The sequence below is a fragment of the Vibrio profundi genome, assembly GCF_043642225.1.
Classification (GTDB): domain Bacteria; phylum Pseudomonadota; class Gammaproteobacteria; order Enterobacterales; family Vibrionaceae; genus Vibrio; species Vibrio profundi_A.
The window spans coordinates 78,213-91,281 of the sequence record NZ_JBHZSF010000006.1; the positions used below are offsets into that span (position 1 = coordinate 78,213).

Here is a 13,069-nt window from a genome sequence, read left to right on the forward strand (position 1 = left end):
CCTTTTTTGTTGCCTGTCGTTTAGGGATTTCAACTGCTCACTGGTCTTATTAGTAGTCAAATCTCGTTTTTTAATGAGACAGGGGGCTTTCCTATCTAGGAACTTTGAAGTACATCCATTAAAATCAAACTTCTTACCCAATCATTATAATATCTTTAGGAAACCTACACCTATGTCAGACGACACTCGCCAAGAACTTTCTCCACAAGAACAATTCCGTCAACAAGCCCTTGATTACCATGAATTTCCAATCCCAGGTAAAATTGCCGTAGAGCTGACTAAACCTGCAAACTCTGCAGAAGATTTAGCCCTTGCCTACAGCCCAGGTGTCGCAGAACCAGTACGTGAAATTGCTCAGAATGTAGATAACGTTTACAAGTACACAGGAAAAGGCAACATGGTTGCTGTTATTTCTAACGGTACGGCGATTCTTGGTCTGGGTAACTTAGGCCCTATTGCATCTAAACCAGTTATGGAAGGCAAAGCACTACTGTTTAAGCGCTTTGCAGGATTAGATTCTATCGATATTGAGGTAAAACACCGCACAATCGATGAGTTCGTTGATACTGTTGCGAACATTGCTGATACATTTGGCGGCATCAACTTAGAAGACATTAAAGCACCGGATTGTTTTGAAATTGAACGCCGCTTAATTGAACGTTGTGATGTTCCGGTATTCCACGATGACCAACACGGTACTGCAATTGTAACGGCAGCAGGTATGCTGAATGCGATTGAGCTTCAAGGTAAAACTCTGGAAGAGTCTAAAATTGTTTGTCTGGGTGCGGGCGCAGCAGCTGTTGCATGTATGGAGCTACTGATTAAGTGTGGCGCTCAACGTGAAAAAATCTACATGCTTGACCGCAAAGGTGTGATTCACACACGTCGTGATGATCTGAACGAATACAAGCAGCTATTTGCGAACAACACTGACAAACGTACGCTAGAAGATGTCATTGAAGGCGCGGATTTGTTCCTTGGCGTATCGGGTCCAAACTTACTACCTGCAGAAGCACTTAAATTAATGGCTGATAAGCCAATTGTGTTCGCATGTTCTAACCCTGATCCTGAAATTAAGCCTGAATTGGCTCATGAAGTTCGTGAAGACTTAATCATGGGTACTGGTCGCAGTGATTACCCTAACCAAGTGAACAACGTGTTGTGTTTCCCGTTCATCTTCCGTGGTGCATTGGATGTGCGCGCAAGTGAAATTAACGATGAAATGAAGCTAGCTGCAGTTAAGGCCATTCGTGACCTAGCTAAAGAAGAAGTACCGGCTGAAGTGCTAGCGGCTGCAGGCGCGACTTCTCTAGAATTTGGTAAAGGTTACATTATTCCTAAACCAATGGATCCGCGCTTATTACCTCGCGTAGCAAAAGCGGTCGCTCAAGCGGCGGTTGACTCAGGTGTAGCACGCATCGAAATGCCTGAAAACTACATGGCATAATCGTATTAACTCGACGCTTTTGAAGTGACGATTCGCGAATAAAGAAAAAGCCGACTAACGTAAGTTAGTCGGCTTTTTTGCATTTTGATGTCTAGTTTAATAATCAGACAATGATGATTTAGTATTGGCCACAGGCGAATAAAATGATGCTAGCGTGAGACTGGTCTTATTTTTTATTCTTCGTCAAACGCTTCAAATTCGATACCCATCTCTGTCATCAGCTTTTTCACTTCAGCAGGGATATCGTCTGGGCGGTCTTTACGTAGGTCTTCGTCCGTCGGTAGTGGTTGGCCTGTATAGGCGTGCAGGAACGCTTCACACAAAAGCTCACTGTTTGTGGCGTGGCGTAGGTTGTTGATTTGGCGGCGAGTACGCTCGTCAGTTAACACCTTTAATACTTTTAGAGGGATAGAAACTGTGATCTTTTTTACTTGTTCGCTTTTCTTTCCATGCTCTGCATATGGGCTTATGTATTCACCATTCCAGTCGGCCATTGCACACCTTCATCATTTTTGTTGTTTGATTAAAATTTAGAACGGTGATTTTAGCGGGATTTACCGCCATAAGCAAAGACATATAGACGTCTAGAAGTGTTGACGTCCTAATGTAATAAAAGTAAAGTGAATAACATATATCTAACACAGGCTCTTATACCCGACAAGAGCCTGTGATTTTCAAGCCTCCAATTTGAAAGGAAACACCTATGAGCAGCCGGAAGCCAGCCACTATTGCAGTTCGTACTGGTATCGAGTCAGACACTCAACACCATGCCGTTGTTCCACCTATTTACCTCTCAACAAACTATGGTTTTCCTGCTTTTGGTGAAGTGCCAAAGTATGACTACACACGCTCTGGTAACCCAAATAGAGGCCTGTTAGAAACGGCATTGTTTGAATTAGAGTCAGGTAAGGGCGCTGTGGTGACAAACTGTGGCACATCTGCGCTGAATTTATGGGTCTCAGCATTCCTAGGTGGTGATGATCTGATAGTGGCTCCCCATGATTGCTACGGTGGTACATACCGCTTATTCAATACACGCTCTCAGAAAGGTGACTTTAAAGTTTTATTTGTCGATCAGTCCGATCAAAAAGCATTCGATGCAGCCATTGCGTTGAAACCAAAACTGATCTTGTTGGAAACGCCATCTAACCCGTTGGTTAGAGTGGTTGATATTGCTGAAACGTGTCGCAAAGCAAAAGAAGTCGGCGCACTGGTTGCTGTCGACAATACCTTTTTGACACCTGTGTTCCAAAAGCCATTAGAGCTTGGTGCGGACTTTGTTATTCACTCTACGACTAAGTACATCAATGGCCACTCGGATGTTATCGGTGGTGTTGTGATCACCAAAACGGAAGAGCATGCGGAAGAACTCGCGTGGTGGGGGAACTGCATTGGCGCTACGGGAACACCGTTTGATAGCTACATGACGCTACGCGGTATTCGTACTTTGGGTGCTCGTATGCGCGTTCACGAAGAAAGCTCGCGTGATATTTTAGTGGCACTGCAAGAGCAGGAACTTGTGGGCACGATTTATCACCCAAGCCTGCCTGAACACCCAGGTCATGAAATCGCTAAGAAGCAGCAGTCGGGCTTTGGCTCCATGTTGAGCTTCGAATTTGCGGGCTCGTTTGAAGCATTGAAATATTTTGTGGGTGAACTTGAATTGTTCTCGTTGGCTGAATCTTTAGGTGGTGTGGAAAGTTTGATTTGTCATCCAGCTTCGATGACTCACCGAGCGATGGGTGAAGCTGCGCTAGAAGAGGCGGGGGTTTCTCAGCAGTTATTGCGTCTATCTGTTGGTTTAGAAGATGCCGGTGATCTGATTGCTGATTTGCAACAGGCATTTGCTAAAGCACAAGCGTTCATCAATAACGGAGAAAAAAGCTAATGACTGTATCACGCCAATTACACAAATTTGGTGGTAGTAGCTTAGCTAACCCTGAGTGTTATCAACGTGTCGTGAACATTCTTAAAGAATATTCGAGCACGAATGATTTAGTGGTGGTGTCTGCGGCTGGTAAAACTACAAATCGCCTCATCGAATTTCTTGAAGCTCTCGATAAAGATGGCCGTTTGGCGCATGAATGTCTGCAGTCTTTACGTCAGTTCCAGTTAGAGCTCATTGAAGGTTTGCTAACGGGTGAAACTGCAGAGGCTTTGACAAGTCAAGTTCAGACTGAATTTACGGCATTGGGTGAACTGGTCGCGCCATTATCGGAAGCGCAAAAAGCGCAAGTTCTTGGCCACGGTGAAGTGTGGTCGTCACGTTTATTATCAGCGTTACTGTGTCAACACGATTTACAAGCGGTTGCGCAAGATGCCCGTGAGTTTCTCAGAGCAGAAGCCGGAACTCAGCCAGAGGTAGATCGCTCTCGTTCTTACGCTTTGATTAAGGAAGTCTTGGCTCAGCATTCACATTGTCGTGTCGTTATCACGGGTTTTATGGCGCAGGACAGTGAAGGTGAAACGGTACTACTCGGCCGTAATGGTTCCGATTACTCTGCTACTGTGATTGGGGCTCTTGCAGAAGTAGATCGTGTCACAATTTGGAGTGATGTAGCCGGTGTCTACAGTGCGGATCCACGTTTAGTGTCGGATGCATGTCTGTTGCCTCTACTTCGCTTAGATGAAGCAAGTGAATTGGCGCGTTTAGCGGCGCCGGTATTACACAGCCGCACGCTTCAGCCCGTGGCACAAAGCGCAATGGATTTGAGTTTACGATGCAGCTACCAACCGGAAGCAGGCTCAACACAAATTGAACGAGTGTTGGCTTCTGGGCGCGGCGCAAAAATTATCACGTCTCTCGATGAAGTATTATTGGTGCAACTAAACTTTGGCCATGGACATGATTTTGAACGTTTGGAAGTGGATGTTCTAGAAGGTCTGAAACGTGCGCAGTTAGAGCCTTTAGCTTATGAACTGCAGCCAGATCAGAATTGCTTACGTCTTGCTTATACGGCTGAAATCGCTGGAGGCGCTCTAGAGTACTTACAAGACCATGCTGTGGATGCAGAGATCAAGCTAAAAGAGGGCTACTCGCTGGTCGCGGCTGTCGGTGCTGGGGTGACGAAAAATCCAAATCATTGCTATGGGTTCTATCAGCAACTGAAAAACGCTCCAGTCGAGTTTATATCTGAAGCGTCCTCAGGGCTGAGCTTAGTTGCTGTGCTGCGTAAAAGTGAAACTCCAGTGCTAGTGAAGGGAGTCCACTCCCAACTTTTCCAAGCGCAGAAACGTGTTGCGATTGCTTTGTGTGGTAAGGGCAATATCGGTTCAAGCTGGCTTAAGCTATTTGCAGAGCAAAAGAGTGAATTAGAAAAGCGTCGTGGTATGAGCTTTGATTTGGTTGCTGTGGTTGATAGCCAAACTTATTGGTACAACGAAGCGGGCATTAACGCCGAGAGCGTATTCGATCATTTCGACGATGAAGCGATTGAGAATGATGGTAACGAATGGCTGGAACGTTTGGGCGCTATTCAGGGTTACGATGAAGTCGTTGTACTCGATGTTACCGCAAGCCAAGTTCTGGCTGAAAAATATCTAGCGATTGCTCAACAAGGTATTCATCTAATCTCTGCTAATAAAGTGGCAGGAAGTGCATCGAGTGAGTACTACCATCAAGTACAAGACGCATTCGCGAAGATTAGTCGTCATTGGCTATACAACGCGACAGTCGGTGCGGGGCTTCCTATCAACCATACTGTGCGCGACTTGCGCGAAAGCGGTGATGATATCATTGCGTTGTCTGGTATTTTCTCAGGCACGTTATCTTGGTTGTTCCAACAGTTTGATGGCAGTGTACCATTTAGTGAATTGGTCGATTTGGCATGGCAGCAAGGCTTAACGGAGCCGGATCCTCGCGCTGATTTAGATGGTTCAGATGTTATGCGTAAGCTGGTGATTTTGGCTCGAGAATCTGGTTTAGATATTGAGCCTGAGAACGTTAAAGTCGAATCTTTAGTACCAACTGAATTGCAAGAACTGTCGGTGGATGACTTCTTTGATAAAGCGTCTTTACTTAGTGAAGAGTTGGCAGAGCGCCTGAAGAAAGCGCAAGCCGAGCATAAAGTACTTCGCTATGTGGCTCGCCTTGAGAAAAACGGAAAAGCGACCGTCGGCGTTGAGGCGCTATCTAAGGAACATGCTCTCGCTAACTTATTGCCTTGCGATAATATCTTTGCGATCGAAAGCAAATGGTACAAAGATAATCCATTGGTTATCCGTGGGCCTGGAGCGGGTAGAGAGGTTACAGCCGGTGCAATTCAATCAGACTTGAATCGCATGTCTAGCTTATTTTAGACGTCTATCCGAACTAATATGATAAGAATAAGGTTGAATGTAGCATAGTGCTCTTTCAGCCTTATTTTTTGCCCGATCTATGCGTAATCTTATAAAAATACTCCATTCCTTATCTTGAAGTTTCCTCACGATCTACTTGAGAAAAATTCATAATGGATCTGTTGACATTAAATCGTATTCAATACATTCTGTAGACATATAGACGTCTAAACGTCATTTAAGGATTAGAATTTTCGTGGCTGAATTGGTCACATGGAGAGTAAGATGGGATATACACACGCAAGTCATATCGACGCTTTAAATCAGAATATTGCTGAGTTGTCTGACAATATTAATGTGTCTTTCGAGTTTTTTCCGCCAAGCAGCGAGAAGATGGAAGAAACATTGTGGAATTCTGTTCATCGCTTGAAAACTCTTCAACCTAAGTTTGTGTCAGTGACATATGGTGCTAACTCTGGTGAACGTGATCGTACCCACTCAATCATTAAAGAAATTAAAGATAAAACCGGCCTTGTTGCTGCGCCGCACCTAACGTGTATCGACGCGAGCCGTGATGAACTCATCCAAATTGCCGATGACTACTGGGCGAATGGTATTGAAAGTATCGTTGCTTTACGTGGAGACATTCCACCAGGTGGTGGCGCTCCAGAAATGTACGCTTCTGACCTAGTAGAACTACTGAAATCTCGTCATGACTTCGATATTTCGGTGGCGGCGTTCCCTGAAGTTCACCCTGAAGCAAAAAGTGCTCAATCTGATTTATTGAACCTAAAGCGTAAAGTTGATGCCGGTGCTAACCGTGCGATTACTCAATTTTTCTTTGATGTAGAAAGCTACTTACGTTTTCGTGACCGTTGCGTTGCGGCGGGTATCGATGTTGAAATCGTGCCGGGCATTTTGCCAGTATCGAACTTTAAGCAAGCTTCTCGTTTTGCTGCAATGAACAATGTAAAAGTACCAGGTTGGATGGCTCAGCAGTTTGAAGGTTTGGATGATGACCCAACAACTCGTCAGTTAGTTGGTGCTAGCCAAGCGATTGATATGGTTCGTACTTTAAGCCGTGAAGGTGTGAAAGATTTCCACTTTTATACGTTGAACCGTGCTGAAATGACTTATGCGCTTTGTCATACTCTAGGGGTTCGCCCGCAAGTAGCTGCAGTATAAAGTCAGCGACAATAAAATAGTTTAGATATTAAAAAGGCTTGAACTCTTGGAGTTCAAGCCTTTACTTTTTTAAGACGATAAAATGGCTTATGCCATAGCGCCTAATTCTTGAAGAACTTCTTCAGCCCATAAGATCCAAGCTTCACGGATCACTAGGTTACGACGCAGCGTTAAGCGCTCTAGACGTGCTTGCTTGTCTAGTGTTGCTGGTGTTGCGTAGTAAGCTGATTCAATTTCTTTATAGTGAGAAACTAGTTTACGAGACTCTTCTACTAATTCTGCAAGTTGAGCTCGGTAAGCATCTGAAGGCTGTACTGCACAAGCCATAAGCTTTGCAGAAAACTCATCACGCACAGTTGGGTGTGCAGTCGGCTGTTCAAACCATTCACCTAGAGCGCTACGGCCAGCGTCAGTGATAGAATAAACTTTACGATCAGGTTTACCTTCTTGTGGCTCAAGCACACAAGTAACTTGCTCATTCTGAGCCATTTTATTTAGTTCACGGTAAACTTGTTGATGGCTAGCTTTCCAGAAGTATCCGATACTTGCTGAAAATTCTTTAGTGATATCGTAACCAGTAGCATCGCGCGTACTTAAAACAGTTAAGATTACGTGTGGTAATGACATGTCTTCAATCCAAATGGTCAATAAACAGTAAACAATGCTTAAACATCAATTGTGCTTCTTTTGGCACTTGTTGGAATTCGTTTAAGCAACACCAACTTAATCGTTGGTTATGTCACCTTAAAAGCCGTTTATCACCTAGATTGGTCGGATTCCCGAACCAAAAAGCTGTGGAATATTTTATTATTAGCTCTCACAGCGGAGCAGTAGTATATCTAAATAATAAGCATAAAGTAGAATACATGGACAAAATATCCCAAAAAGCTGATAAAAAACTCAATAAGACGTATTTGCCAAAATAAAAGGCCGCCATTGGCGACCTTTTGTCTTTTTGTTGGTTCTAATAACTGCTTATCCGGTGTTGCGCATACCTGCAGCGATACCCGCAATTGTGACCATTAACGCTTCTTCTAGCTCCGCAGGTGGTGTTTCACATTTACGAGTTCGGTAAAGAAGCTCAGCTTGAAGCATATTCAATGGCTCAACGTAGATGTTACGTAAACGAATTGATTCAAGTCCCCAAGGGTCGCTTTGCATTAGGTTTTCGTTGTTTTCTACATTCAGTACGGCCTTGATGTCTTTCTGCAGTTGTTCACGCAGTAATTCACCTAGAGGCAATAGTTCTTTATCAACAAGACGTTGGTCGTAGTATTTCGCGATTTCCATATTACATTTCGAATATACCATTTCTAGCATACCCAAACGTGTTGAGAAGAATGGCCATTCTCGACACATTTCTTCCAGTAGCGCTTGATGACCTTGATCAACCGAATACTGAATCGCTTCGCCCGCACCTAACCATGCTGGGAGTACCAGACGGTTTTGGCTCCAAGAGAAAATCCATGGGATGGCACGTAAACTTTCTACGCCACCATTCGGGTTACGTTTCGCTGGACGTGAGCCAAGTGGCAATTTGCCAAGTTCTAACTCTGGTGTTGCTTGGCGGAAGTAAGGGACGAACTTTTCTTCGCCGCGAACAACGTTGCGGTACGCTTCACAAGACACTTGAGAGAGCACTTCCATCAGTTCACGCCATTCTTGTTTTGGCTCCGGTGGTGGCAGTAGGTTCGCTTCCAAAATGGCACTTGCGTACATGTTGAAGCTGTTGACCGCGACTTCAGGTAGGCCAAGCTTAAAGCGGATCATTTCGCCTTGCTCAGTTACGCGTAAGCCGCCTTTAAGGCTCTTTGGTGGTTGAGATAGCAGTGCAGCGTGTGCTGGAGCACCACCACGACCGACCGTACCACCACGACCGTGGAATAATGTCAGTTCAACGCCTTCTTCTTCAGAGACTTTCACGAGCTTATCCATCGCATCGTACTGAGCCCAGCCAGCCGCCATTACCCCTGCATCTTTTGCAGAGTCAGAGTAGCCAATCATGACCATCTGATGGTTCTGGATAAAGCCTCGGTATAAATCGATACCCATTAACTGTTTGATTACGTCTTCAGAGTTATTTAAGTCATCTAACGTTTCGAACAGTGGACATACGTCCATGCGATACGGGCAACCTGACTCTTGCAGTAGCAAATGTACAGCCAGTACATCAGAAGCAGTGCGAGCCATTGAAATAACATAAGCGCCGAACGCTTCACGAGGTTGAGCAGCAATAATCTTACAGGTGTCTAAAACCTCTTTTACTGGTTCAGATGGTTCCCAGTCACGTGGTAAAAGTGGGCGTTTTGAGCTTAGTTCATTGGTTAGGAAAGCAATTTTATCTTGCTCGCTCCACTGATCGTAATCACCAATCCCTAAGTAACGAGTTAGCTCAGATAGTACGTCCGAGTGGCGGGTACTTTCTTGACGAACATCGAGGCGAACTAAGTGAACACCGAACGCTTTGATGCGACGAAGCGTATCTAATAGTGAGCCATCAGCAATCACGCCCATGCCGCACTCATGCAGAGATTGGTAGCACGCGTACAGTGGAGTCCACAGCTGGTCGATATTTTGAAGCGTGGTCTTTTTCGGAACATCCGCTTGGTGGATTTCGGCATCCAGTACTTCTAACGTATCCGTAAGAAGGGTACGTAACCCTTTTAGAATCGCGCGGTATGCTTCGTGTTCTTCACCAGCTAATTCACGGACTGCATCGTTGCACTTAGTCATCGATAGTTCAGTGATCAGCTCGTTAATGTCGTTTAGGTATAGATCCGCCGCTTTCCAACGAGATAGGCGTAGCACTTCTTTAGTTATGGTGTGCGTCACGAATGGGTTACCATCGCGATCACCACCCATCCAAGATGAGAAGTGTACTGGTCGAGCATCAATTGGTAACCCTTCGCCTAGGTACCCTTTCAAGCGACCGTCCATTTCGCGTAGGAAATCAGGAACGGCTTCCCATAGGGAGTTCTCTACAACAGCGAAGCCCCATTTCGCTTCATCTAGTGGGGTTGGGCGCTGCTGACGGATTACATCTGAGTGCCAACCTTGTGCAATGAGTTGCTCTAGGCGGCGTTCAGTTTTTACTCGTTCTTTATTGGAAAGGTCGCTCAACTCAAGCTTTGATAAACACTCGTTAATTTTTACGAGCTTGTTGATCATTGTGCGACGAGTGATTTCTGTCGGGTGAGCGGTAAGCACAAGTTCGATATTAAGGTCGCGTACGGCCTGCGCAGCATCTAATTTGCTGACATCGTTCTGGCTAAGCTTAGAAAAAAGTGCTTGTAGCGCGTCTGGTTCACATACGTGCTCCTCACAGTGGCGAGAGATAGTATGGTATTGCTCTGCCATGTTGGTGAGGTTTAAGAATTGGTTAAATGCGCGGGCAACAGGAGTCAGTTGCTCGTTAGGTAGGTTTTTAATTTCTTCTACTAAGCTGTCACGATCAGCTTGGTTACCTGCGCGGGCGGATTTGGAAAGTTTACGAATAGTTTCCACTTTCTCTAAGATAACGTCGCCATGTGCGTCTTGAATAGTGTTGCCGAGCAAGCGTCCTAGCATGCTTACGTTACTCTTGAGAGCGGCGTATTTCTCGTTCATTGTCATCCTGCCTCGTAAAAAAATTACATCCATTGTTCCTTGTTAAGTACACAATCTAGCGAAAAGTGCTGTCTGTAGTCAAATAAAGCATTCTAAGTTTGCATTTATTGGTTTGCTTCATGACGTAAAACAAAAATTAGCGGTGTATCGCATATGGAGTGAAATTTTATTACAACTTAAGGTGAGCAAACAAAAGTACAGTAGGAGCGCAAAGTGAAGAGTTTTACTCTCCTACTGTGGGTCATTAAGAGTAATAACTAGAAACAATATTTACGAATCGACTTACTCAATACGTCAATTGTTGGATCTATGAAATCGAAGCTGAGGAACTCATCGGGCTGGTGAGCTTGGTCGATGGAACCTGGGCCGAGCACTAGAGTTGGACACAGCTGCTGTAGAAACGGAGCTTCAGTACAGTAGTTTACGGTTTCAGATTGAGTTCCACACACAGATTCCATCCCACCAATGAAAGGGTGATCGTGTTGGCACTCGTAGCCGGGAATCGGTTCATGTAAAGGTGTAATTTCGATTCTACCTGGCCATTTTGCTTCTACTTCTTTTAACGCACTACGTAGCATGTTGTTTAGGCCATCAAGGCTAATACCAGGAAGCGGGCGGACATCGTAATGCAACTCACAACAGCCACAAATGCGGTTAGCACTGTCACCACCATGAATATGACCGAGGTTAAGAGTTGGGCTTGGAATCGCAAAGCCTGGGTGGTGATACTCTTTTATGAGCTTGTCACGCAGCTGCATTAAGGCAAATAACACTTCATGCATGATCTCAATGGCATTAACGCCAAGAGCGGGATCGGATGAGTGACCTGATTTACCAGTTACTCTGACGGCATTGGCAACATGCCCTTTATGGCCGCGAATTGGCACTAGGCTAGTGGGTTCACCGATGATGCAGTAGTCAGGTTTAAAAGGGGCGTTTTCAGTAAAGTGACGAGCCCCGAGCATTGTGGTTTCTTCATCACAAGTTGCTAGCACGTAAAGTGGCTTGGTTTGATTATTCCAATCTATCTTTTTTGCGGCTTCATAAATAAAAGCGAAGAAGCCTTTCATGTCGGCAGTGCCTAATCCATAAAAGCGATTATTGGATTCCGTCAATGCGTGAGGATTGAAATTCCAGCGTCCCTCATCAAAAGGGACGGTATCACTGTGACCTGCGAGCAATAAGCCACCTTCCCCATCTCCTTTCTTTGCAATCATGTTGTGTTTGCCAGGCTCGACCTCGATAACTTCAACGCTGAACCCGAGATCTTTAAACCAAGTTGCCATCTTTTCGATGACTTTCTCATTACCATGATCCCAACTTGGATCGGTTGAACTGATGGAAGCTGTGGAAATCAGGCCTTCATAGACCTCAAGAAAACTCGGTAATTGCATAATATCTTCACTTCTACTATTGACAGAAAAACCATAAGGCGGTAAAACACATATTAAATCATATTTATTGAATAAAAAATCAAATAAAGCTAAAAAATAAGTATGATTAGTCAAAAATAAATACGAATAACCTCAAGAAATTGGATGTGTTGAGATGTTGAAAACCACGATCATTGGCGCAAGCGGATACACAGGAGCAGAACTCGCTCTAATGGTAAATAAGCACCCTGAACTTACGCTATCAGGTTTATATGTATCCGCCAATAGCGTTGATGCTGGTAAACCTATTGCGTCATTACATGGAAAGCTGGCTGGGCTTATTGATATGCCAGTGCAACCTTTGGTGAACCCTGAAGAAGTGGCTAAAGCGTCGGATGTGATTTTTTTAGCGACGGCCCATGAGGTTAGCCATGATCTCGCTCCTATCTTTTTGGAGAATGATTGCCAGGTGTTTGACCTGTCAGGTGCATTCCGCGTTAAAGGTGAAAACTTCTATCAGGAGTTTTATGGTTTTGAACATCAACACGAGCAATGGCTAGACAAAGCAGCCTACGGTTTGGCTGAGTGGAACGAACAAGAAATAAAAGAAGCTCAGCTGGTTGCCGTCGCGGGTTGTTATCCAACTGCGTCTCAGCTAGCGATTAAACCACTAGTAGAAAACAAACTGCTCGACGAAAACCAATGGCCAGTGATTAATGCGACGAGTGGTGTGACGGGAGCAGGTCGTAAAGCCAGTATGACGAATAGCTTTTGTGAAGTGAGCTTGCAGCCATACGGAGTATTTAACCACCGTCATCAACCTGAAATTGCTTCTCATCTAGGTAGTGATGTTATTTTCACTCCGCACTTAGGAAACTTTAAGCGTGGCATCTTAGCAACCATTGCGATGAAGTTAGCGGAAGGTGTGACTGAGCAGCAAGTGGAACAAGCATTCGCGGATGCCTACCAAGGAAAACCAGCGGTTCGCTTACTACAAGATAAGCTGCCTAGAATTCAAGATGTTGAAAACACACCATTTTGTGACTTGGGCTTTAAGGTGCAAGGTCAACATATCATCGTCGTTTCAGCGATTGATAACTTATTGAAAGGTGCATCTAGCCAAGCGATGCAGTGTTTAAATTTACGGTATGGTTTTCAGCCATTAACTGCGCTAGTGTAA

At 44.8% G+C, this 13,069-nt stretch carries 9 protein-coding genes; 5 read left to right on the forward strand and 4 right to left on the reverse strand.

Annotated elements, in window-relative coordinates; genetic code table 11:
- Window positions 1-172: 172 nt before the first annotated feature.
- Window positions 173-1,447, forward strand: coding sequence for a malic enzyme-like NAD(P)-binding protein (locus ACHUFI_RS11375; RefSeq protein ID WP_394249192.1), 1,275 nt, complete (start codon window positions 173-175; stop codon window positions 1,445-1,447).
- A gap of 173 nt (window positions 1,448-1,620) precedes the next feature.
- Here ACHUFI_RS11375 and metJ read toward each other — a convergent pair whose 3' ends face one another.
- Complete coding sequence (gene metJ / locus ACHUFI_RS11380; protein ID WP_004415993.1) at window positions 1,621-1,941, reverse strand: met regulon transcriptional regulator MetJ; 321 nt, start codon at window positions 1,939-1,941, stop codon at window positions 1,621-1,623.
- A 209-nt stretch (window positions 1,942-2,150) separates the two neighbouring features.
- Between metJ and ACHUFI_RS11385 the strand changes: the two genes are divergently transcribed.
- The 3 genes from ACHUFI_RS11385 (at window position 2,151) to metF (ending at window position 6,910) form a co-directional block, all read left to right on the forward strand.
- Window positions 2,151-3,335, forward strand: coding sequence for an O-succinylhomoserine (thiol)-lyase (locus ACHUFI_RS11385; protein ID WP_394249194.1), 1,185 nt, complete (start codon window positions 2,151-2,153; stop codon window positions 3,333-3,335).
- Window positions 3,335-5,746: a bifunctional aspartate kinase/homoserine dehydrogenase II gene (locus tag ACHUFI_RS11390; protein WP_394249196.1), complete on the forward strand. Its 2,412-nt coding sequence runs from the start codon at window positions 3,335-3,337 to the stop codon at window positions 5,744-5,746. Before ACHUFI_RS11385 ends, ACHUFI_RS11390 begins: the two co-directional genes overlap by 1 nt.
- 264 nt (window positions 5,747-6,010) lie before the next feature.
- Window positions 6,011-6,910 (forward strand): methylenetetrahydrofolate reductase, encoded by a 900-nt coding sequence (metF, locus tag ACHUFI_RS11395; RefSeq protein ID WP_394249198.1) that lies wholly within the window; start codon window positions 6,011-6,013, stop codon window positions 6,908-6,910.
- A gap of 87 nt (window positions 6,911-6,997) precedes the next feature.
- Here metF and ACHUFI_RS11400 read toward each other — a convergent pair whose 3' ends face one another.
- The 3 genes from ACHUFI_RS11400 to argE all read right to left on the reverse strand — a co-directional run bounded on the left by ACHUFI_RS11400 (window position 6,998) and on the right by argE (window position 11,910).
- On the reverse strand, window positions 6,998-7,537 hold the full coding sequence (locus ACHUFI_RS11400) for a PadR family transcriptional regulator (RefSeq protein WP_394249200.1): 540 nt from the start codon (window positions 7,535-7,537) through the stop codon (window positions 6,998-7,000).
- 348 nt (window positions 7,538-7,885) lie between these two features.
- Window positions 7,886-10,516, reverse strand: coding sequence for a phosphoenolpyruvate carboxylase (ppc, locus tag ACHUFI_RS11405; protein ID WP_394249202.1), 2,631 nt, complete (start codon window positions 10,514-10,516; stop codon window positions 7,886-7,888).
- A 257-nt stretch (window positions 10,517-10,773) separates the two neighbouring features.
- The gene (argE, locus tag ACHUFI_RS11410; protein WP_394249204.1) at window positions 10,774-11,910 is read right to left on the reverse strand and encodes an acetylornithine deacetylase; all 1,137 of its coding nucleotides are present in this window, start codon (window positions 11,908-11,910) and stop codon (window positions 10,774-10,776) included.
- A 154-nt stretch (window positions 11,911-12,064) separates the two neighbouring features.
- Here argE and argC point away from each other — a divergent pair, with 154 nt between their 5' ends.
- Window positions 12,065-13,069: an N-acetyl-gamma-glutamyl-phosphate reductase gene (gene argC / locus ACHUFI_RS11415; RefSeq protein WP_394249206.1), complete on the forward strand. Its 1,005-nt coding sequence runs from the start codon at window positions 12,065-12,067 to the stop codon at window positions 13,067-13,069.